A 23,211-nucleotide genomic window follows, 5' to 3' on the forward strand; every position below is an offset into this window, starting at 1 on the left:
TTTAACTTACACTCACTCTTAAAGCTGACGATATAGCAATTGGTGCGGTGACAAAAGCGACGGCTAACATCGCACCAAGGATCGCAAGTTGTCCACTATATGCTAAAGACATTATGCTTGTATCAATAGCAGACGTTGCAAAAATTAATACCGGTATATACAGTGGCAAAACAAGTAAACTCATTAAAATACCACCTTTTTGCAGACCGACGGTCAGGCCTGCACCTATGGCACCAATAAAACTCAGTAAAGGGGTGCCAATTAATAACGTTAATATAGTTGCACCAAGTGCTTGTGATTCTAAATTCATCAACAAGGCAAATACTGGTGCCATGATCACCATGGGTAGCCCGGCTGTCGTCCAGTGAGCAGCCACCTTGGCTAAAACTGCTAACGACAATGGGTAGGGAGAAGCAATTAATTGCTCAAGTGATCCATCCATGTAATCATCACGAAAAATCTTATCTAACCCTAACATAGTTGATAATAGTGCTGCGACCCAAATAATGCCTGGTGCCATTCGCGCCAATAACCCGGGTTCAGGTCCGATAGCTAGAGGAAAAAGGGTGATTACAATCAAGAAGAATAATAGTGGGTTAACTATCTCGGCGCGCTGCCTAAATGCCAAAGTGAGGTCTTTTTTATATACCGTACAAAATAGAGTCCAATATGAGTTACTTACGTGCATCAGTGACGGTACTCCAAAACCAAGGTCTGTAATGAAGCAAATGTATCTGTCAAATCTTGATGAGTTGTTAACAAAATTGCGCCTCCCTTGTCTAAATGTTGCTGAAATCGGGATTGCAACATGGCGACCCCCTTCTTATCAAGGGCGGTAAAAGGTTCATCCAAGATCCACAATTTAGCGTCATTAAGCCATAACCGAACCAAGGCAACACGTCTTTGCTGTCCAGCAGATAAGGTTCGCACAGGGACATCTTCAAGACCGACCAAACCAAGTTTGCCTAAGAGGGAATAAATTTCCGTTTCGGTACTAGTATAACCATGAACGCTAAGCCAATGGGTGACATTTTCGTAGGCGGTAAGCTGCTGATTGACACCTGTTTTATGGCCAATAAAGAGTAATGACTGGGCATACCCATCGTAATCTTCGTCAATATTTTTCATATTAAACAAAACGTTACCACCATCAGGTTGAGAGAAACCGGCTATGATTCTCAACAGTGACGTTTTCCCTGCACCATTTGGGCCTTCTATTTGCATGATTTGACCAGATAACAATGAAAAGTTAAGTGATTCGAACAAACAACGGTCTTGTTTGATACAAGTTAAAGCCTTAATCTCTAGCAAAATTTGTTATTCTCACGACCCCAAAAGTGGGCGTAAGTCTATCATAGTGATATGGTAATACGTATATCACGTTGCGACCAATTACCGAAAATTTGATTTAGAATAATGAATAAGCAAACAATTCCTGTACAACATCAGACAAATGTGTCATCTACAACACCTTATTCACAAGGTCGCAACACTCAGCCGCAACTTGATGCAGAAAAAACGTTTTTGGCTCGTAATATTGTAATTAAGCCAGATTCAATTCAAATGGAAGTGGCATTAGATGGGCGTTGGCAACCCGTTCGACTAAGTAGCCAAGCAAATGTAGAACAGGCTTTAAAATTGCCTGAGGCTCAGTTAAAATTGGATGCAACAGGTACTGTCCTTACGCTGACCACACCCGAGGCTAAACTCTCTCTTAAATCGGCTCAGTCGCTACTCAGTTTGCTGGGCGTGTTAAAAGGGTTTGGTGATCACAGCGCCATTCAAACCGATGCTCAGATCAAACAAACTTCTGGTATGCAACTAACATTACCAAAACTAGGAATTAACGTGCCTATTCCACCCAGTGTCGGTAGCTTGCTCCAACAAGAATCAAAATTAATAGCCAGTCTAAGTGCCAAAAGCGATAAGATATTGATGCAAGTATTTAATATGTTTGGTGACAAATTACATCAAATGCCTATTGCAAAAAAAGCAATTGCTCAGCTAGTTGGACAACTTAGCCAGAAAGAACCTAATTATGTGCAACTGACACAAAACAAAGGCACGCTAAAACTTGGTCGAAATCAACACAACATGACGCAGCTGCAGACACCAACGCCCTCTGAATTAAACCAACTACAAAAGCAAGTTTGGCACAGTGCAAAACTCAGCAGTCCTCACGATGGTATCGAGGTAGCGATTGCAACCAAATCAACCACAATCAAACTCACCACCTCACTGAAGAGTATATTGCCCAAGTTAGATACACATGAATTTCAAGAGCAACTAAAAGTCGCCACTCGCAGGCAAAGTGAACCAACTTTAAAGTATGACAAGCCACTGTTTAACGTGTCATTGGCGGATATCAAACAAACAGTCAAGCAAGCACTGCAATCTATCACCCAAACGCCATTTTTTAACCGTGCTGCGAAACAGAGCACAGCCCAAACGAATCAGACAATCCAACAGTCAATACCTGCTATATCTTCAACCAATTTGAGCTATTTGCACAAACCATTGGTTACACCTGCAGCAATACGTCCAAATAGCTCATTGCTGATGACGCTTAGTGAAGGTATCAAACAAAACTTTTCAGGACTTGATAAACTTAATACCTCGCCTAATACGCCTCAGGCTGCAAACCAGCCAAGCAATACTGTTTCACCAAAAGCAACAATACAACCAAGTACGGTACATAGTGATAACGCGCAAAAACAACAAAATAAAGTGCCAGGTGCCGAGCCGCCAGCAACATCGTCAAAACCGGTTTTCCCCTCTGCAAATAGCAGCAATATAAAAATCCCATTCGAAGCGCGTATGCAGCTACTCCAGCAAGTATTCGCCGCAGCCTTGCCAAAAGCAACGGCCCCCATTGCCGCTGAACAGCTCAATTTAACGCAAACCAAGTTGGGATCGCAGCCGCCCCTAGATAATTCAATACCGATGCGCAGCGCACAAGGTAAAGCAATTACGAGCACACCGTCATTAGCGCTTGCTCACATTCTCACCAAACCTTTGCGCGAATCAAGTTTAGCTCAAGAACAGACCCCTGATCACAAAGATCCTGCATTGTTAAGTGAAAAGATATCTGAAAAAATAGCCTTCAGAAGCGGCCAATCCGCGGACCTAACACGCCTTGTTCACCAGGCTTTTTCACGCTTGATGGATGAGAGTAAAGCAACCCCTGAAACGGTTAGTCAGGATCTCTTTAGCCGATTGCCCAGCATTGCAACACCACTCAATACCGGCGTGCCAATTACCAGCTTTACCCAAGCATTAGACAAGCTACTTGTAACCTTATTGGGCACACAATTAAGTACGCAAACTGACAGTCAATTACCCAAGAATGTGACTCAAGAACAACGTGTTGCAACTATGGTTGAAACTTTGTTCCCAGGCAACAAACTACAGCAACCAAAACAGTTTATTCAAGCCGTTAACTTGACCGCACAACAAAGTTTGGTTGAGGATCTCGGCTTTATTCAAAATGCCATGTCTGCGGCCAATCAAACCCAAGCACTTGGGCAAAAATTTGATAGTGAGAGTCAGCTATTAATCAATTTGTTTCTGCCAATGAAAACACCGCCTGAATGTAAACAGAGTGAACTACAAATTGGCAATTATAAAAAACCAGGTAAGGCTGGGCTTCCAGATAAGCAAGTATGGTTTGTCAGACTAAACTTTGATTATGAAGCTCTTGGTCAATTGAGCGTGCAAGCAGAACTTATGGACAAAGCTGTCGATTGTGAAATCATTGGCGATAGTACAAGCGTATGCCAACTTGCAGCGCCGCATATTGATGCACTGCGCAGCAAACTTGCTGCCCATGGTTTACAAGTCGGAGATATTGAATTACGCGAAGATGCTGTCCAAGTAAGGCAGTTTTATGATAAACATGCCATCGTCAATATAAAGGTATAAAAATGGAACAAAAAACAGCCGTCGGGCTATTATATGAAGCTGGTAAATCACCCGAAGTTGTATGCAAGGGCTTTGGGGATCTTGCCGAAGAGATCATCGCACTTGCAAAAGAAAAAGAGATCATGATCCATGAAGATGCGGCATTGGTTAAAACACTAGGGCAACTTGACTTACACGAAGAAATACCAAAAGAACTCTACTATGTTATCGCAGAGCTCATCGCTTTTTCATATGTCTTACGCGGTAAATTCCCACCTGGATGGAAAAACTTTCAGGGTAAATTGAATATAAAAGCCTAGGAAAGTAAGACCTTAATAACAGCAGCTAATACTGAATTATTTTTGCCACAACAATCAGTAGGTAAATGATATCAATGAATATAAATTAGTCCCTTCATGATCAATTGATAAATCAGCAGGAAATCATTACAACATCAAGTATCGTGAAAAAACGTACCTTATTATATGTGTAAATTAAATACGCATGTCCTAGCTTGCTAGGGTCATTCGAATATAAGGTAATCCCATGAAACAAACAAACTTGATTGGCACGCTTGTTTTATCTGCCGTATTTATTTCAGTAGCTGCTAATAGCAATGAAACTCCTTCGTCTGATCTCAATCCATATTTAGGTGAACAGCCTCCTGGTCTAACACCCAAACCTTTTGCTCCAGGCAAAGTCACGACAAAGCACTACGAGCTCACAGGGTTATTCTCTCATGACATGTCTTCATTCTATTTGATACGCAATGGAGGGTCTTACACAGCCCCAACATTGACAAGGTTTAAAAATGAAAAAGGTCAGTGGCATGAGGAAATCGTTTCAAAACGAGTTGGCACCCCGTTTATTTCCCCTGATGGCCAAACTATGTATTTAAGTAGCCGCTACAAAACCAAAACTGGTGATAAATGGTCCGAAATAAAAAAGCTACCGGCACCATTTGGTACGTTACCGACAATGCGCCTGACAGTGTCAGCAAAAGGAACCTACTTTTTTGATGAATTTAAAAAAGATTTCACTGGCGACATCCGTTACGCTCGATTGATTAAAGGAGAATATGAGACTCCCAAGCTTTTAAGTAAAAACATCAACGCCGGAAAAAGCTTCCACCCATTTATTGCTCCAGATGAGTCCTACTTGATTTTTGATACCACCCGAGCTGGAGGGTTTGGTGGTTCAGATCTCTATATCAGCTTCAAATCTTCCGATGGTAGCTGGGGAGATCCGATAAATATGGGCGACAAAATTAATACACCAGCATGGGAAGCATTGGCCAATGTTACACCTGATGGAAAATACCTTTTTTTCAATCGAAATATGAATATTGGCAACTATGACAATGTCGATATTTTCTGGGTCGATGCACAAATCATTAATAATTTAAAATCACAGCAGTAACGCTTTTAAAACAGCTCAATCAATTGCAACCTTTAAGGATTGCCTCTCACACTTGAGCAATAAAAAGTTGTCTAATAATTTAATGTCATATGGTTGTCCCGTCAATAAACACCGAGGCGGTCTCATTGCCAACCTCTCCTCTATCTCGGCGATAGAATCGGGCTTGCGTCCCTCCTGGATATGAAAATGTTGAATAGCTTCCAAAATCACCATGCTATGCAATTCCATACTATCCCGATTGGCATCTTCGGGAGAATAAAAACAAAACAGATCTAGTAGCAAGGCTACTGCTAATACAAAAATTGGTGAAAAAAACAAACAGCGCTTTAGCATAGGTATACTTCATTACTCAAACTCTCCCGACAAATAATACTTCACCACACATTCAGCACTGCTAAACAATGTCTCGTGATATAAACCGAACATGCAGTTTGAGTAACAGGCTCCAAGTAATTACAAAATGTCTGCATATTCGCAGCGCTTCTCTGAGCAGTTGCTTAATGAATTATTGCCTATGCAGAAAAACTCGCATTGTAAGCCAAGAACTCTTCGAAGCTGTGTTTATTGAGGAAAGACAAATAGTATTCACGATGGGCTTGGACTTCTTCGCGCATATCATCTAGCAAATCTCGTGCACCTTCCACTTGATTCACACCGTTCAAAAAGCGGTTCACCATGTGATCTGCTAATGCCTTTGGCTGCAATACCGACGCAATATAAAGCTGGTTGTAAACATTTAGAGTTTGGGAGCATTCGTATGGATATATTTCTCGATATACATGACCCACAGAGAGTTCATGAAGCAATGCGCAGCGCCCACCAAACATAAAAGCTTTCGCACTCAAAAACTGCTCATCACCACCCCACTGAAGTAAACCAGATAACCCACCAAGCTGCTCATAAAAGCTTTTATTAAAGCAATACGCCGCGCCAAAAATACAAGGTACTGAATGATCATCAGTCGGATTAACTAACCACTTTGTCGCGAGAAAATCTTGTACATTGTCAAATGGTATGAACGCACCACAACCTTGGGGTGCATCGCTAACAACCTCCCAGTTTAGATTTAAATATACTGAGCGTGCGCAAAAAATAGTGTTGGGTTCGTGTAAAACTCTCTCAAGCACCAGCTTATCCCAACCTGTCTGGAAAAACTGCATATGCGCATCTAGAAACATCACGGCTTCATTACTCGCAAGTTTGACACCCAGATCCCTACATGCTGCAACGCCGATCCTGAATGAGTTACGAATGTATTCACAGTGATATTGCTTAGCAATCGACTCGTAAACAAAATCATCATCACTGGCATCGTTAATCAAAACCACCTCGACATCACCTGTGACAGTACTAAAAATGCTAGATAAGGTTTTTTCAACGTTAACCCCTTCGTTTAAAAAGGGAATAATTATACTCAAACTCATGCCGACTCCTTGACGTACCGATTAAATGTTGTACTACAGTACCATATAGGGTACATTTACACAAAATTAACCTAAATAGAACAAACAAGGAGTGAACAATGAAACCTTCAATGAACAAAAAGCATTTGAAGCAACTAATGAAAAATGGCAATGCCATGCAAGATGCAACACCCAAAGTTGCAGGAGGGTTTGGATCTTTGCCCCCTACAGATCCAATGAGGGACTGTAAAGTGACCAAAGGCCATACCGGCTGTATTGCTTGCATGCCAACCCAAGAGTATTCTTGCCGTGACGGTTGCACGACTAAGTGGAATTAACATAACGGGTTATTGAGCCTAAGTTTGAAGTTTGCAGTCTCAGACTTAATTAACAAAATAGACGTCAATTACTGGATCTCGTTATACCAACTTTAAAATATATACCAACCTTTGTATCTGGCCCAGGCTATCAGACGAGAATAAGTGTCTGGCAAGACGTGCTGCTGTAGTGAACTAATGAGGCGGCTGCTCCAAACGCCATCAAGATTACCATTTGTTAGGTAGATAAAAAGCATATATTCACCCGTTACCTGATTTAGCATCGCCGTTACTCGCAATAAAGCTCCACCATCATGTCCAACACTCTGCCAACGCCCCATTTTTTCAACGTGCCAACCAGAAGCAAAATAATTCATATCGCCATTGGTGAGCTTACTTTGCTGCCAAAGCTCTCGCAAGAGCGCAACATTCACCAGCTTGCCTGACATTAATCCTGATAAAAAACTATTTAAGTCGTGTGTCGTGGAGTATGCACCAGTGTGAGAGTTAGCGTATGCAGGAAAAACATATCGATTAGCCACAAGGTCTTGTCCACCGCCGGGAAGATATGACGCAACTGAATTACTGGTATTGGAACGTCCATGCAGATATGTGTTTGACATTAGTAATGGATTAAATATGCGTTCCTCTACTAGCGTTTCGTATGATTGTGCAGTAACTGCCTCCAGCAGTAACTTAATCAGCAAATAATTGGTTTGTGTATATGTTATTTTCTCATTTGGTTCTGATATTGGCTGAAAACCCTGCAGTGCTATCATTACTTCTTCAATGGAGCTCGGCGCGACCACCTGACCATCCGTTACTGTAAAGTACTCAGGTATGCCCGATGTATGGTTGAGTAATGAACGTAAGGGAGTTTTTTGCCATTGCTGCGGTAAATTTAAATAGTCACCTATATTATCTTCTAAGCTTAATTGCCCTTTTTCTAATAGCTGATAAACAAGTACATTAGCAAACAGCTTACTCACAGAAAAAATAGGAAAGACGCTATGCTCATCTAGAGCCTGGGGCAGGCTGGAACTCGGTGAATTCGTAGCGAACTTAAAAATCACCTTACCATTTTTATTTACAAGAGCAGCTTGAGCCGGTATACCATGCGCTGCTGCATTGTCGACAACCTGCTGTTCTAATTGTTGTTGCAGTCCATCTACTGTTTGAGTGCAGCCTATAACAGTCCACAACACAATTAAGCCTATCAATATTTTGAACACTGTTCCTCCTTGGAACAAAATAACAGCCAGATAAATACGGCGGAACCATTTTAAGTTGCAGACGGCTCACTATCGCTAGAATAAGCCACACATAGTGAGTGAATTTTTTAAAGGTTAAACTTAGCAAAGCTCGTTAAAGCCTTAAAACTAAAAAGGCGCCATTTGGCACCTTTTAATTTAAGACTTATTATGTAAAGACATAAGTAGTTCAGCTTCAGCCCTTGGCAGCTCACATTCCCTCATGATCTCCTCAAGGTCAGCACCGAGCTCCACCATTTTGACAGCCCGAGAATATATTTTTGCGTCTGGGTCATCGTATTTTTGCGCTGCTTGCTGCTGCGCCAAATCTTTGGCAAAACTCTCACAAGCGACAAGACGCTTTCCGATACTTAGTACACTTGCCCTAACTTCAGCAATTTCGCTTCTTAAAATGCTAATTTGTTCTGCATCATTTTGTGTTTGTTTAAGCAATCTAGCATTACTTTGCTGGGTCTGATGTATCCGCTTACTAAACACAAAAAGCAAACCCAAGCACAGCAAGCTAATCAAGCTCGCCGCTATTACAAGTACAATAAGTACATCATCTAATGTTACTGCCGCCACAATTTACAGATGACTCAACTCATCCCACTCATCATCGCTGAGTAGTTTGTTAAGATCGACTAAAATCAGTAGCTCACCTTCGCGGTTAGAAACACCTTGGATAAACTTAGCACTTTCTTCGGTGCCAATATTTGGCGCGCTGTCAATTTCTGAGCTGCGCAAATAAACAACCTCAGCAACACTGTCTACTAAAATGCCAATGACTTGCTTTTCAGCCTCAATAATAACAATACGAGAGTTGTCAGTTACTTCAGCACTCATCAGTCCAAAACGGGCACGCGTGTCTATAACGGTTACAACATTACCACGTAAATTGATAATACCTAACACATAACTTGGTGCACCTGGAACAGGGGCTATTTCAGTGTAACGAAGCACTTCTTGCACCTGCATTACATTGATACCGTACGTTTCTTCCTCTAGTTTGTATGTCACCCACTGCAGGACTTCATCATTACTATCGGCATTTTTATCTGCAGAAAGTATTCTTTCTTGGCTCATGATTAAACTCCAGATTGATGCTAGTTACTGCTCTCGGCTATCGAGGCCTTGTTCTAGCAACCTATTTAAATTCTCTACGTCAATAAGCGCACACATTTTTTCTTTGATAACACCAGCAAGCCATGGACGCTTGCCACATGCTGTTCGCCACTTAACATCATCTGCTGAGAGCGTGATATTATTCACTAGCTTTTCCGCTAACAACCCCCAGGGGCTGTCTCCTAGCATGATTAAATATTGATAGTTAAGCTGAGATTCTAACTCAGGGGTATACTTTTCAGGCATAACCCAACGCGCCGTATCGACAACATTTAACTTTTCTTCGCGGTTTAACATCACACCTTTAAACCACTTCGGTTTACCAAATAGCTGGTTGACCTCTGTCAGCTGATGAATTCCACCAAGTGCCTGTAAAGGAACCGCTAACGTTAACCCTGCCACTTCAAAGAATAAAGCCTGAAATTCACCCTCGATAAAAGCTTCCTTTGCAGCACTTTGCGCGGGAGCTTGTTCTTTGATAATAGTTGTATTTTCAGTTATCTCAAGCTCTTGAGTTGGCTTCACCGGAGTTTCTTGCAGAACTTCCTCTACAGGAACCTCCTGAGTCTGAACTTTCAGCTCAACTTTTGCTTTCGGTTCTTCTATTGCCTCGGCTTGTTTGAGTAGCTGCTCTTGCTTTTGAGCATCTGGGATAGATTCAAGCAACTTTGCAACGGGTGCAAGTGCAACATCCTGATCTTCCTCTTCTTGCAGTAGGGCACCAAGATATTGTTTCATCACTTGTTCGTTTGCAAACAGGTGCTTACTCATTCTTACCTCTTTCTAATTCACCAATATGCTCAAGCAAAGCTCGATACGCATATACTCCCCTTGATTTTGGGCAGAATTGTACCGGAACCTTTTGCGCCAAGCTAGCATCTCTGAATTTAGTATCAACTGGGATAACACCTGGCCAGACTTTATCCCGATATGACTCAACCAAAGATTTGTAGGCTTCTAGCGACGCTTTTGTACGCTTATCATACATTGTAGGAACTATAGTATATTGATATTGCTTAGAATGCGAACTTTGCATTAATGTCATTGTTCGCATCATTCTATCTAGACCTTTAAGCGCTAAAAACTCGGTTTGTACTGGGATTAATATTCGCTCACTTGCAGCCAATGCATTGACCATCAGTACTCCAAGCACTGGGGGACAGTCTAAAATCGCATAGTCATAATACTCGCTGATTTTCGCAAGCGCTTTTTTTAGTATCAGCCCCATACCAGAGCGGTTTCCCATGCTTCTATCCAGTGTTGCAATGGCCATAGTTGCTGGCAAAATATCTAGATTTTCAACAGTAGAAGGACATAGCGCTTGTAAGATCTCTTCGCTTTGCATATTAGAGCCGCGTATAAAAATATCATATACGCTCACCTCTAAATCTTCAGAGTCTATTCCAAAGTAATAGGTTAGTGATGCATGTGGATCCGTATCAATCAATAATACTCTCTTACCTTCAGCGGCCAAAATACCGCCTAAGCTCACAGCTGTGGTTGTTTTGCCCACACCACCTTTTTGATTAGCTACCGTCCAAATTTTCACTTTATTATTTTATTCCTTTGTGACTCATGGCAAAGCTGTTTTAACAATTCAATATGCCTTAAGCAATCCCCAGCTCTTTATTGATACGTAAAGCTACATCTTGCAATGCTAAGCTTTCAGATGATAAACCAGCAGCGGTAACTGCTTGTGGCATACCATAAACAACACACGTTTTTTCATCTTGTGCCCAAATGGTTGCTCCTACTTGCTTGAGCATACGAGAACCGTCTCTGCCATCAGCGCCCATTCCAGTCAAAACAATCGCCAATACATCACCTGAGTATGCTTTTGCCGTACTCGCAAAAGTTACATCAACACAAGGTTTATATGTAATTCTCGGGCTATCATCTTCAAACACTTTTAATGATTTGCTGCCGCCTCTCGACTCAACCATCATCTGTTTGCCACCTGGCGCAAGATAAGCGACACCCGGCATCAATTTGTCACCCTGCTCAGCTTCTTTCACCTTAATTTTACACAAGCTATTCAATCGCTGAGCAAAAGCTGGTGTGAACGCCGCTGGCATATGCTGAATAAGCAATATCGGATGAGGGAAGTTAGCGGGCAATTGAGTTAATATTGTTTGCAGAGCTACCGGACCACCTGTCGATGTACCAATGGCGACGACCTTATATGATTTGCCAGATGCCTTGAAACTTCTTTGTGTTGTTGTCTCTGGTGTTGCTCTTTGGAAGCTTCTATCCGGCTGCGAGACTGTTGAGGTAGAACGTAAACTTGATGGCGCCGGTTTCGCTGCTGGACTAGCTGGAGTCGCGGGTTTAGGCGAGGTCATTGGCCTCGTAAATCGACTAACTCGCTTCCTACCAATTTCTTTAACTTTGGTCTGCAACGCCCGTGTAGCATCTTCGCTATTTCGTGCAATGTCTTCAAACTTTTTGGGCAAAAAGTCAACCGCACCTGCGTCTAGTGCGTCTAAAGTGGCGCTTGCCCCTTCTCTTGTTAACGACGAGAACATTAAGATTGGCGTCGGGTTACTTTGCATTATTTTTTTAACGGCGCTGATACCGTCTAATACAGGCATTTCAACATCCATTGTAATTACGTCAGGGCGTAATTTACTGGCTTTCTCAACGGCCTCTTGACCATTTACTGCAAAATCAATGACTTCAATACCAGCATCTTTTTCCAGTATTTCACTTACACGACGACGAAAAAAACTTGAGTCATCAACAACTAATACTTTTACTGCCATTGGCATCGCTCTTTTTTATGTTACAGATCCGAAAAGTGGTGCCCTTGGCACCACTAATTCGGTGACAGCAAAAAGCGTCAAACGCTATTTGCCCGCGTAATGCTTCAACATACTTGGTACATCCAAAATCAATGCAATCCCGCCATCCGATGTGATGGTCGCACCTGCCATGCCTGGAGTACCTTGTAGTAAAGAATCGAGTGGTTTAATGACCACTTCCTCTTGACCTATTAATGAATCAACTACAAAACCAACTTGTTTAGTACCGATTTGTACTATCACCACGTGGCCTTCAGCTTTCTTCTGACTGATGTCAGTGCCTTTGACTAACCAATGTTCAAGATAAAAGAGTGGTATCGCTTTTTCTCTCACAATAATAGTCAATTGCCCATCAACTACATTGGTTTTAGTTAAATCGAGGTGGAAGATTTCGCTTACCCCAGCCAACGGCAAGGCAAACGTCTGCTCTCCAACCATCACCATTAATGTAGGTAAAATAGCAAGTGTGAGTGGCACTTTAATTTCTAATATGGTGCCCACTCCCAGCTCTGACTGAATGTTCACTTGGCCATTAAGCTGAGTAATTTTGGTTTTTACAACATCCATTCCAACACCTCGGCCCGAGATGTCAGATATTTGTTCTTTAGTCGAAAATCCTGGTGCAAAGATCAGGTTATATGCCTCTGTATCCGACAACCTGCTTGCCTGATCAGAATCAATTACGCCTTTACTAATCGCTATTTTCTTCAGTTTTTCAGGGTCCATACCGGCACCATCATCTCTGATGGTCAATAGGATATGATCACCTTCTTGTGAAGCTGACAAGGTCACTGTACCTGTACGCACTTTTCCAGCCGCTTCACGAACATCTGGCATTTCTATTCCGTGGTCAACAGAGTTTCTAACCAAGTGAACCAAAGGATCCGCCAGCGCCTCTACGAGGTTTTTATCTAAATCAGTATCTTCACCTTCAAGGATCAGATTAATATCTTTTTTAAGGCTACGCGCCAAATCCCTAACAACGCGAGGGAAGCGACCAAATACTTTCTTAATTGGCTGCATTCGCGTTTTCATAACAGCACCTTGCAAGTCTGCGGTAACCACATCTAGGTTTGAGATGGCTTTACCCATAGCTTCGCTGTTGCTGTTATTGGCAAGACTTACTAAACGATTTCGAACCAATACTAACTCACCGACCATATTCATTATTTGGTCTAAGCGTTTTGTATCAACACGGACTGTGGTCTCAGCTTGCGCTGCTGGCTTTTTCGCTGCTCCACCTTTTGGCTCTGCTTTAGCAGGCGCTGGTGCCGATTTTGCCGCAGGCTTCGCAGCCGGTTTTGGCGCTTCCACTTTTGCAGCTGGCTGAGGTTTAGGCTTTGGAACAGGGGCAGGTTCAGCTTTTGGTGCCGGTGCAGGTTCCGATTTTTCTGACGACTCTTCCTTGTTCTTAGGCGCCTGACCTTTACCATGTAGCTCGTCTAATAAGGCCTCAAATTCGTCATCATTTATTTCCTCATCAGCACCTGTCGATTCTGTCGCAGGCGCTGGTGTTGGTGCTGAAGCAGCTGGAGCCGCTGGCTTCTCAGGTTCAGTGGGTGTAGAACCAAACTGACCAACACCGTGTAACTCATCTAACAAACTATCGAATTCATCGTCAGTAATATCACCGTCATTTGCATTTGCTGGCGGTGCAGCAGGCGACGGGGCAGCCGGTGCTTGCTCTTCTACCGAAGGACCGTTTCCTGAGCCATGTAGCTCATCTAACAGGCTTTCAAATTCTTCTTCTGTTATTTCATCAATGTTATCAGACTTAGCGGGCTCGCTACTTTCTTCACTACTGCCATCTAAGTCAAAAAATACGTCAGCTTCAGGTTCGGGTGGTGCTTCTGGCGGCGGGGCAACAACAGCCTCTGGTTCTGGAGTTAATGCGACAGGTTCTTCGTCAGCAGATGCTGGTTGGCTAAGCTTGTGCAATACATCAAGTAACGCTTGATCAGCAGGTTCTGGTTGCTCGCGGTTTTGAATACAAGCAAACATATCGTTTATTGTATCCAGTGACTGCAAGATCACATCCATTAATTCTGGGTTGACTGAACGTTGGCCTTGTCTCAGTACATCGAAAACATTCTCAGCACCGTGACAAGCATCAACCAGCTCATTCATGCCTAGAAAGCCTGCACCACCTTTGACGGTGTGGAAACCTCTAAAAATTGCATTTAGTAAATCTTTGTCATCTGGGTTGTTTTCTAATTCAACGAGTTGCTCAGATAACAGTTCGAGTATTTCTCCAGCTTCAACAAGAAAGTCTTGTAAGATATCTTCATCGACTTCAAAGCTCATTATTATACTCTCCTATTAGAAACCCAAACTAGATAACAAATCATCAACTTCATCCTGACCAGACACAACATCGTCTCGTTCTTCAGCGTCAATGATAGGTCCTTCTGGACCAGATAGTTCATCAGTGGTGGTTTCAACTACTTCTTGTGGTTGTTGAGCCGTGCTAAGTTGACCCACTTCTGACGTGCCAAATACAGTTAATAAGTGAATTAAACTGTCTTCAACCTCTCTGACAAGTTCAATGACTCGGCGAATAACTTGACCGGTCAAATCTTGATAATCTTGCGCCATCAATACATTTGTCATCAAGGTTTGTAGCTCGTCGGTACGGCCTTGTGAAGATTGCATAAAGTCGTTTAAGTCGTGACACAGGGATTTAAACTCCCCTAATTGTATATCACGACTCATTAACCTATCCCAGGTAGGCTTTATTTCAGAAAGCTCATCTGCCAACTGTTGAGCAAGCGGCAAACTCGCTTCCACCGCGTCCATTGTTTTGTTAGCCGCGTTTTCTGTCATTTCCATGACATAATTTAAACGTTGTTTTGCATCTGGTAAGGCTTCAGTTGTTAAGTCTGATAAACGCGTATCTAACTCGAAGTTTTTCAACGATTCGTGTAATTGGCGTGTCAATTTTCCGACTTCAGCAAATAATTCAGATTGTTCTTTATTAGTCGCTTCAATTAAAATTTGATCAGCTTTTTCTTGTTCACCATTTTCAAGAAACTCAACAAGTTGCTTTGCTTGCTCTAATGTTATTTGTGGCGCAGAGGATTCTGACATAAGCCTATCCTTACTCGTAACTAGCCTAAGCGTTCAAAGACTTTTTCTAACTTAGTTTTCAATGTTCCAGCTGTAAATGGCTTGACGATATAACCATTCACACCAGCTTGAGCTGCTGCAACAATTTGTTCTTTTTTAGCTTCTGCAGTTACCATCAGCACAGGAATGTGCTTAAGGCTGTCATCGGCTCTTATCGCTCTTAGCAGGTCGATACCTTGCATACCTGGCATATTCCAATCGGTAACAACAAAGTCAAATTCTTGATTTTGCAACATTGGAAGCGCAGTGCTGCCATCATCTGCCTCTTGAACATTTGTAAAGCCTAAGTCTCTCAACAGGTTTTTGATTATTCTTCTCATTGTAGAGAAATCATCAACCACGAGAATTTTCATGTTCTTATCCAAAACTTCCTCCGGTGAGGTTTGAACCTAAATAAATAATAAAATGTACTCTAATTGATCCAGTCATTTATCTTGGCTCTGAGTTTAATCATTGCCTGACCATGAATCTGACTCACTCGAGACTCGCTCACATCAAGGATCTGGCCAATCTCTTTTAAATTCATTTCATCGTTATAGTACAAAGACAGAACCATCGCATCTCGCTCCGGTAATGTTTTAATTGCTTCTACTAACGATTCATTAAAGCGCTCATTCTTAACGTTATTGAATGGTTTGTCTAGCGCTAAATCACTGCCTGCAGGTGAAATTACATCTTGATCGACACCCAAGTCTTCAATGCCAATAATTTTACTTGCATTTACGTCATGTAAAATATGATGGTACTCATCTAAGGGAATATCAAGTTTTTCAGCGATTTCAGTATCTTTAGGCTCTCGGCCTAAGGCTGTTTCCAGCTCAGAAATTGCCTCTGCCACCATACGGCTATTTTTATGAACTGAGCGTGGAGCCCAGTCTCCGCGGCGTATTTCATCTAACATAGCACCGCGAATTCGAATCCCAGCAAAGGTTTCAAAACTAGCCCCTTTACTTGCATCAAAATTCTTTGTCGCTTCAATTAAGCCGATCATGCCTGATTGAATTAGGTCATCGAGTTGAACGCTCGCGGGTAGCCTCGCGAGCAAATGACAAGCAACTTTTTTGACTAAAGGTGTATGACGCTCAACCACCTTATTCAGGTGATCTGCTGTTTGATATCCCGCCATTCGATTGACCGGTGTAGCCATAATTACCCGTTAACTAGTTGCTCAATGAAAAACTCTAAGTGACCTGAAGGCTGGTGAGGTACAGGCCATTTCACTGCTTTACTTGCCAATCCCCTAAATGCAACTGCTGCTGGGGAATTAGGGTAGAGTTCCACGATCGTTTTTTGACGACGCGAAGACTTTCGCATATTTTCGTCGAAAGGTATTGTTGCAACGAGTTCAAGCGCTACATCTAAAAACCTGTCCGTCACTTTCGAGAGCTTTGCAAAAAGTTCTTGGCCTTCGCGAAGGCTTCTCACCATATTCGCGACAATTTTAAATTTGTAAACTCCGTGCTCTCGGCTTAATACTTTTATCAGTGCGTAAGCATCTGTGATTGACGTTGGCTCATCACAAACGACAACCATGACATCTTGAGCTGCTCTTGAAAAACTGAGTACCATATCTGAAATACCAGCAGCCGTATCAACAATCAGAACATCAAAATCGTTGCTTAATTCACTGAATGCTCGAATAAGACCTGCATGTTCTGCTGGGCTTAATTCAACCATATTTTGAGAGCCTGAAGTAGCAGGCACAATTCTTATACCAGCAGGCCCTTCAACTAAAATCTCATCTAATTCACATTCGCCGGATAGCACATGAGACAGGTTGCGTTCAACACGTAACCCTAGCATTACGTCACAATTTGCTAATCCAAGGTCAGCATCTAAAACTAATACTCTATGGCCTTGTTGTCCTAACGCAATCGCAGTATTCAATGAAACATTGGTCTTACCGACTCCTCCTTTACCACCAGTTACTGCTATTACTTTTACTCCGTGGTTACTTTTTTGATTCATTTTACGCAGGCCACTTGCTTGATCTAAAACTGTATTAATCATACATTCCTACTGTCTGGGACGCCACTGCTTCACGTCGTGAATGTTGTGCTTTTGTTCTTTTTAAATACAATTGCTCAGCCTTTTTAACTAATTTTTGAGCATTTGCTACACGAATGTCTTCTGGCACTCGCTGTCCGTTGGTAAGATACCCTATTGGCAAACGATTTTGAATCGCAATACTAATAATCTCACCTAAACTTAGACATTCATCAAGTTTTGTAAAAATGCAACCGCTTAAATTTACTTTCTTAAAGTGATTGACAGTTTCTTGTAAAACATGCATTTGCGATGTTGCACTTAATACTAAATAGCTACGAATATCAACTCTTGAACTACGCATCAATGTATTAAGTTGTTCAGTTAAACGCAAGTCTCTTTGACTCATGCCTGCAGTATCTATTAATACTAGTCGTTTATTTCGTAAATGATAAAGAACTTCTGCTAATTCATTAGCATCTTTAACTTGCTTTACCGGACAGCCAATGATTCTACCATAAGTTGCCAATTGCTCGTAAGCACCAATTCGATATGTATCTGTGGTAATTAAAGCAACTTTATCTGCACCATACTTTTGAGCGCCTAATGCAGCTAGCTTTGCAACAGTAGTTGTCTTACCAACTCCAGTTGGTCCAACCATGGCATACACACCGCCTTGACGAAGAATATCGTTATTGGTTGTGTGCATTTGATTTACAACCATATTTAAAAGTGCATTCCACGCTTCTTTTCTCGATACGTCATCAGGGATAAAACAGGCCATTTGCTCTGCGACATCAGAACTAATACCCATACCTTGAAGGCGGTCCACTAAACAAGCTCTGGTCGGATCACGCCGTTCCATTTCTTGTTTCATTAAACCCGAAAGCTGATATTCAAGTAATTGACGTATCGCATTCATCTCATCACGCATCGAGCTCATTTCATCTTGTGGAGCGGCTTTAACTGTTTGTTGCGGATCCAGCTCTGAATCTAAATCATCGTCAAAACCCCAATCTGAAGAAATAGGATCTGCTTCTTTAACAGGACGTTGACGAGCGCTAATAGGTTGAGTTTGCTGAGTTTGATTAAATTCAGGTCTCTGTGCTTGTTGAGGTTGAAACAAGTCATCAGTATCTATACCTGAGTTCGAAAACATAGAAGCAAGCTCAGGAGAACGAGGTTTTGGAGCTTGACGCTCTAGGAGCGCTTCTAGGCTATCAGCCACTTGAGCCTGAGGCTGTGCTTGAGGACGACGCGTTTGAGGCTTAACCACTCTTGCAGGCTGACTATATGTTGGCTTTTGTACAGCTGCAGGTGCAGGCTCTGGACGAGTATCCACGGGTGCTGCCTGTGCCTGCGGCGCTACACGGTCGTTGTCAATTGCAGCGACAATTTCTACGCCGTCAGCAAGCTTTTTGTTTGACATGATCACCGCGTCTGCACCTAATTCATCTTTTACTTCTTTTAGAGCAGTACGCATATCTTTTGCAAAAAATCTTTTAATCTTCATAACTCAGCACCTCGTTCCTCTATTATTGCCCTACAGAGCTAATAATCTTGATTTGTCTCTCGTCTGGTACTTCCTGATAAGACATCACTCTTAATCCAGGGATCGTATGTTTGACAAATCGAGATAAAACACTTCTTAACATACCTGAGGTTAATAAGATGGACGGCTCGCCTAGCATTTCTTGCGTTTGATGCGCTTCTCTCAATGAACCTTGAAGTCGCTCTGCAAGTCCTGGCTCTATGCCTGCCCCCTCATCACCTGCGTTCTGAAGTGACTGATGCAACATCTGTTCCAACTCGGGCGCCAATGTTATGACAGGTATCTCATCAGCGTTACCAACAGCATCTTGAACAATGAGTCTGCGTAGTGAAATTCGCACTGCAGCCGTTAGTACATCAGGGTCTTGGCTTCGCGGACCGTATTCAACTAAGGTCTGTACAATTGATCTCATATCTCGAATTGCCACACCTTCATTGAGTAAATTTTGCAGTACTTTTACAATCGTTGTCAGTGGTAGTACATCTGGAACTAGCCCTTCAACTAATCGCGGATGGCTTTTCGCTAACATATCTAATAAGTTTTGAACTTCTTCATGGCCTAACAGCAAAGAAGCATTATTGGTCAACAGCTGGCTAATGTGCGTTGCAACCACTGTAGCCGCGTCTACAACCGTATAACCTAAAGAGTGAGCCTCATCTTTTTGGTCAGGTTTAATCCAGACAGCATCTAATCCAAAAGCCGGATCTTTTGTAGCGACACCTTGAATTGGTCCAAATACCTGGCCTGGGTTAATCGCTAGTTCATCGCCATGTTTTAGTTCGCCATCGCCAGACCCAACGCCCATTAGCGTGATCTTATAAGCATTAGGATCTAACTCTAAATTGTCGCGAATGTGAACAGGAGGGACGAGAAAACCAAGCTCTTGTGATAACTTTTTACGCACACCTTTAATTCGGCTCAGTAACTCACCACCTTGAGCCTGATCGACAAGTGGAATAAGTCTATAACCTACTTCTAATCCAATCACGTCAACTGGTTGAACGTCATCCCACCCAAGCTCTTTTTGATCTTGCTGCTTATTAGCTACTTGCGTACCTTTGGCTTCTTGCTCAGCTTGTTCAGCAGCAGCTTTTGCTTTGTGCTGCTTCGAGTAATATGCTAAGCCACCTATTAAGCTCCCCAAGCCTAAAAATGCAACATGTGGCATACCCGGCACTAAGCCCATTACGATGAGGATACCAGAGGCAATGTACAGTGACTTTTCATTACCTAACTGCTGTGTTACCTGCTCACCCATGTTGTGCGATTCATTTTGACGTGTCACAACGATTGCGGTGCCGATTGATAACAACAGCGAAGGTAACTGTGCAACAAGGCCATCCCCTATCGTCAGTAGCGTGTATACCTCCATAGCTCTGCCGAACGTAAGGTCATGCTGTACCATACCGACAAATAGTCCACCAATAATATTGATCGCAAGTATCACAATGCCAGCGATCGCATCACCTTTTACAAATTTACTGGCACCATCCATCGAACCATAAAAATCCGCTTCTCTTGTCACTTCTTCTCGGCGGGTACGTGCATCTTCAGCTGAAATAAAACCGGCATTCAGATCTGCGTCAATTGCCATCTGTTTACCTGGCATCGCGTCTAATGTGAAACGTGCTGATACCTCTGAAATACGTCCAGCACCTTTGGTGATTACCACAAAGTTAATAATGATAAGAATTAGGAAAACGACCAAACCAACGGCATAGTTACCGCCGATCACAACAGAGCCAAATGCTTCAATCACTTTACCAGCCGCATCACCACCGTTGTGACCTTCGAGAAGCACTACTCGAGTACTGGCAACATTCAGTGCCAGCCTCATGATTGTTGCAATAAGAAGCACCGCCGGGAACATACCAAACTCAAGTGGTTTTAGCGTATATACCGTTACCAATAATACGACCAATGCCAGTGCAATATTGAATGAAAATAAGATATCTAACAAAAACGGAGGCATGGGTAATATCACCATACCTAGCGCAGCAAGAACCAGTAACGGTGTACCTATCCCCTTCGCATATTCTTTTTTGTCTCGATTAATTTGTTGTAGAACCGCTTTAAAATCCATAACTTATCAACTTCAATTTATTGACGCAGATAAGTTAAAGCAAACTTCGTTCCAACTATCAGTGTTTCAAACTATCAGGAATAGGTAAGTCTTTACTCAGCTCGTTAGGCCTGCGACCACGGCCTTTATTGAATTTTTTCAGCTGGAATACATAAGCGAGCACTTGTGCCACTGCAGTAAACAACTGATCAGGTATTTGGTCACCCACTTCTGTGGTGTGATACAAAGAACGAGTCAACACGGGAGATTCGACAATCGGCACCTCATTACCTTTAGCCACTTTTCGGATCTGCATTGCTAATTCATCGACTCCTTTGGCTATAACCATAGGTGCACCTGCTTTTTCTGTGTCATATTTCAGCGCTACTGAGTAGTGTGTGGGGTTTGTTACAACAACATCTGCATCAGGTACATCTTGCATCATGCGCCGCTGTGACATTTCTCGTTGTGTTCTACGAATGCGCGCTTTAATTTGTGGATCACCTTCTGAGTTTTTATACTCATCTTTCACTTCTTGCAACGTCATCTTCAATTGCTTGTTGTGGTTATAACTTTGATAAGGTGCATCAATGGCAGAAATTATGATCATGGTGCAACTGAGAGCTAGGAACAGCCAAGACAAAATCTCCAATGAGTGGATAACACTACCTGGTACCGATTCGATACTCAGGTGTAAGATGTCGTAAAACATCCACTTGATGAATAAAATTGCAAACCCAGCAACCAGTACAAACTTTAATATCGATTTAAGCAACTCGACTGCGGCTTGCGGTCCAAACATGCGTTTGATCCCTTTCATCGGCGACATTTTGCTGGGCTTTGGAGACGCGGCTTCCCAGCTAAAATTAAAGCCGCCAAGCAGTGTATTACCGATCACACCGGCGACAAGAATAATCAAAACAAACATCGACATAGGAAAGAAAAGTTCGGAGAATGCATCCCCCCAAACAGCAAACATTTTGGTTGTATCATATGTTTCATTGCGATTGAGTGTGAGCATGCGGCCCATGATGTTATAAAGGCCTTTTGCGATATCCGCCCCATATAAAATGAGTGCGACGGCCGAGAAAATAAGTACAAAAGTCGTCCCCAGTTCCTTAGAACGAGCGACTTGGCCTTTTTTTCTCGCATCACTGATCTTTTTCGCGGTGGGTTCTTCGGTACGTTCTTGACCCGAATCTTCAGCCATCTTACTCTCCTACACCGTACAGCCAATTAAATTACACATCAGCTCTGTCATTTTAAGCCACTGAAACTCATACTGCATGGTAAAGTTGCCCAGCGTCGCCCAAATAATCATTAGTCCAGCTACTAGGGTAAACGCAAAGCCAACAGAGAAAATATTCATTTGTGGCGCGGCACGCGTCATGATACCAAAGGCCAAATTTATCACTAACATTGCAGTTAAAGGTGCCAGCGAAAGAGACAAAGCCGTTGCGAACAGCCAAGACCCCCAGTTAGCAATGTCATAATAATTATCCACATGCCACCAGTCGCCTCCGATAGGCCACGACTGAAAGCTAAATACAATCATTTGGATCATCATCAAATGGCCGTTGAACACAAAAAACAACAGTGTTGCTAGAATTAAGTAAAACTGGCCTACGGCAGGCACGCTCAAACCATTTGATGGATCAACAACGGATGCGAAGCCCAAGCCAGTTTGCATCGCCAAAACTTGACCGGCAAGAATAAAGGTATTTAATAACAGCAGCGAAGCAAAGCCAATCGCTACTCCAACAATCATTTCTTGGATCACCACCAGTATCATCTGAAACGAAAATAAGTCGGTAAATTGTGATTGCGGTATTGCGGGAGCAACAGCTAGAGTCACCACCATAGATAAACAAATTTTTATCCGCTTTGAAACACTTTGCGCACCTAAACCAGCCATCACCATGATCATTGAACTAATGCGAATGAAAGGGATCAAGTAATCACTTAACCCCTGCATTATGTCTGAGAATAAAAACTCCATCCTAGCCTGCTATTTCAGGGATACGCATAACCATTAGTTTAAAGAAGTCCATCAACTCTTGAGTCATCCAATGGCCCCCTGCGATTAAGGCAACCAGCGTAATGATGAGTTTTGGTAAAAAGCTTAAGGTTTGCTCATTGATTGATGTAGCGGCTTGAAACACGGACACCACAAGACCAACCATCAAGCCGGGAAGCACAATTGCGGAAACTAATTTGATGACGATAAACAGTGAGTCACTTAAAATATCTACAAATATTTCCGGTTCCAT

Annotated in this window: 23 protein-coding genes; 4 read left to right on the forward strand and 19 right to left on the reverse strand. The window is 42.5% G+C overall.

The window, feature by feature from the left end:
- Position 1: 1 nt before the first annotated feature.
- Positions 2-688 (reverse strand): heme exporter protein CcmB, encoded by a 687-nt coding sequence (gene ccmB / locus MHN81_RS17820; RefSeq protein ID WP_023401834.1) that lies wholly within the window; start codon positions 686-688, stop codon positions 2-4.
- Positions 688-1,311: a cytochrome c biogenesis heme-transporting ATPase CcmA gene (gene ccmA, locus MHN81_RS17825; RefSeq protein WP_080672674.1), complete on the reverse strand. Its 624-nt coding sequence runs from the start codon at positions 1,309-1,311 to the stop codon at positions 688-690. The genes ccmB and ccmA overlap by 1 nt, the downstream gene beginning before the upstream one ends.
- Before the next feature lie 105 nt (positions 1,312-1,416).
- On the opposite strand from ccmA, the gene MHN81_RS17830 reads away from it, so the two are divergent.
- The 3 genes from MHN81_RS17830 (at position 1,417) to MHN81_RS17840 (ending at position 5,319) form a co-directional block, all read left to right on the forward strand.
- A complete protein-coding gene (locus MHN81_RS17830; protein ID WP_239426338.1) occupies positions 1,417-3,921 on the forward strand; it encodes a hypothetical protein in 2,505 nt (834 codons plus the stop codon).
- A gap of 2 nt (positions 3,922-3,923) precedes the next feature.
- A complete protein-coding gene (locus MHN81_RS17835; protein ID WP_023401831.1) occupies positions 3,924-4,220 on the forward strand; it encodes an EscU/YscU/HrcU family type III secretion system export apparatus switch protein in 297 nt (98 codons plus the stop codon).
- A gap of 226 nt (positions 4,221-4,446) precedes the next feature.
- Positions 4,447-5,319, forward strand: coding sequence for a PD40 domain-containing protein (locus MHN81_RS17840; protein ID WP_023401830.1), 873 nt, complete (start codon positions 4,447-4,449; stop codon positions 5,317-5,319).
- A 512-nt stretch (positions 5,320-5,831) separates the two neighbouring features.
- Here the strand turns inward: MHN81_RS17840 and MHN81_RS17845 are convergent.
- Complete coding sequence (locus tag MHN81_RS17845) at positions 5,832-6,743, reverse strand: glycosyltransferase (RefSeq protein WP_239426339.1); 912 nt, start codon at positions 6,741-6,743, stop codon at positions 5,832-5,834.
- Positions 6,744-6,841: 98 nt separating this feature from the next.
- On the opposite strand from MHN81_RS17845, the gene MHN81_RS17850 reads away from it, so the two are divergent.
- Positions 6,842-7,060 (forward strand): hypothetical protein, encoded by a 219-nt coding sequence (locus MHN81_RS17850; RefSeq protein ID WP_023401827.1) that lies wholly within the window; start codon positions 6,842-6,844, stop codon positions 7,058-7,060.
- A gap of 92 nt (positions 7,061-7,152) precedes the next feature.
- On the opposite strand, the gene MHN81_RS17855 is transcribed toward MHN81_RS17850, so the two are convergent.
- The 16 genes from MHN81_RS17855 to fliQ form a co-directional block, all read right to left on the reverse strand.
- On the reverse strand, positions 7,153-8,271 hold the full coding sequence (locus MHN81_RS17855) for a serine hydrolase domain-containing protein (RefSeq protein WP_239426340.1): 1,119 nt from the start codon (positions 8,269-8,271) through the stop codon (positions 7,153-7,155).
- Positions 8,272-8,448: 177 nt separating this feature from the next.
- Positions 8,449-8,874: a DUF2802 domain-containing protein gene (locus MHN81_RS17860; RefSeq protein ID WP_023401825.1), complete on the reverse strand. Its 426-nt coding sequence runs from the start codon at positions 8,872-8,874 to the stop codon at positions 8,449-8,451.
- A 3-nt stretch (positions 8,875-8,877) separates the two neighbouring features.
- Positions 8,878-9,375: a chemotaxis protein CheW gene (locus tag MHN81_RS17865; protein ID WP_023401824.1), complete on the reverse strand. Its 498-nt coding sequence runs from the start codon at positions 9,373-9,375 to the stop codon at positions 8,878-8,880.
- Positions 9,376-9,399: 24 nt separating this feature from the next.
- Positions 9,400-10,185, reverse strand: coding sequence for a chemotaxis protein CheW (locus MHN81_RS17870; RefSeq protein WP_023401823.1), 786 nt, complete (start codon positions 10,183-10,185; stop codon positions 9,400-9,402).
- On the reverse strand, positions 10,178-10,963 hold the full coding sequence (locus tag MHN81_RS17875) for a ParA family protein (RefSeq protein WP_023401822.1): 786 nt from the start codon (positions 10,961-10,963) through the stop codon (positions 10,178-10,180). The genes MHN81_RS17870 and MHN81_RS17875 overlap by 8 nt, the downstream gene beginning before the upstream one ends.
- Positions 10,964-11,021: 58 nt before the next feature.
- Positions 11,022-12,176 carry a chemotaxis response regulator protein-glutamate methylesterase gene (locus tag MHN81_RS17880; RefSeq protein WP_023401821.1) on the reverse strand — a complete coding sequence of 385 codons (1,155 nt, stop codon included), beginning with the start codon at positions 12,174-12,176 and terminating at the stop codon, positions 11,022-11,024.
- A gap of 84 nt (positions 12,177-12,260) precedes the next feature.
- Positions 12,261-14,519, reverse strand: coding sequence for a chemotaxis protein CheA (locus tag MHN81_RS17885; protein WP_023401820.1), 2,259 nt, complete (start codon positions 14,517-14,519; stop codon positions 12,261-12,263).
- Positions 14,520-14,534: 15 nt separating this feature from the next.
- A complete protein-coding gene (locus tag MHN81_RS17890) occupies positions 14,535-15,302 on the reverse strand; it encodes a protein phosphatase CheZ (protein ID WP_023401819.1) in 768 nt (255 codons plus the stop codon).
- A 20-nt stretch (positions 15,303-15,322) separates the two neighbouring features.
- Complete coding sequence (gene cheY, locus MHN81_RS17895) at positions 15,323-15,706, reverse strand: chemotaxis response regulator CheY (protein ID WP_010364893.1); 384 nt, start codon at positions 15,704-15,706, stop codon at positions 15,323-15,325.
- 47 nt (positions 15,707-15,753) lie between these two features.
- Positions 15,754-16,488, reverse strand: a complete 735-nt coding sequence (locus tag MHN81_RS17900) for an RNA polymerase sigma factor FliA (protein WP_023401817.1) — start codon at positions 16,486-16,488, stop codon at positions 15,754-15,756.
- A 2-nt stretch (positions 16,489-16,490) separates the two neighbouring features.
- Positions 16,491-17,351: a MinD/ParA family protein gene (locus MHN81_RS17905; protein WP_023401816.1), complete on the reverse strand. Its 861-nt coding sequence runs from the start codon at positions 17,349-17,351 to the stop codon at positions 16,491-16,493.
- A complete protein-coding gene (gene flhF, locus MHN81_RS17910) occupies positions 17,344-18,840 on the reverse strand; it encodes a flagellar biosynthesis protein FlhF (RefSeq protein ID WP_023401815.1) in 1,497 nt (498 codons plus the stop codon). The genes MHN81_RS17905 and flhF overlap by 8 nt, the downstream gene beginning before the upstream one ends.
- A gap of 22 nt (positions 18,841-18,862) precedes the next feature.
- Positions 18,863-20,962, reverse strand: coding sequence for a flagellar biosynthesis protein FlhA (gene flhA / locus MHN81_RS17915; protein ID WP_023401814.1), 2,100 nt, complete (start codon positions 20,960-20,962; stop codon positions 18,863-18,865).
- A 58-nt stretch (positions 20,963-21,020) separates the two neighbouring features.
- A complete protein-coding gene (gene flhB / locus MHN81_RS17920; protein ID WP_023401813.1) occupies positions 21,021-22,151 on the reverse strand; it encodes a flagellar biosynthesis protein FlhB in 1,131 nt (376 codons plus the stop codon).
- A gap of 9 nt (positions 22,152-22,160) precedes the next feature.
- Entirely contained in the window at positions 22,161-22,940 is a 780-nt protein-coding gene (gene fliR, locus MHN81_RS17925) for a flagellar biosynthetic protein FliR (protein ID WP_023401812.1), read from the reverse strand.
- Between the two features lies 1 nt (position 22,941).
- Positions 22,942-23,211, reverse strand: a complete 270-nt coding sequence (fliQ, locus tag MHN81_RS17930; protein WP_023401811.1) for a flagellar biosynthesis protein FliQ — start codon at positions 23,209-23,211, stop codon at positions 22,942-22,944.

Origin of the sequence: Pseudoalteromonas sp. Of7M-16 (genome assembly GCF_022347805.1) — a bacterium.
GTDB classification, from domain to species: Bacteria; Pseudomonadota; Gammaproteobacteria; order Enterobacterales; family Alteromonadaceae; genus Pseudoalteromonas; species Pseudoalteromonas luteoviolacea_F.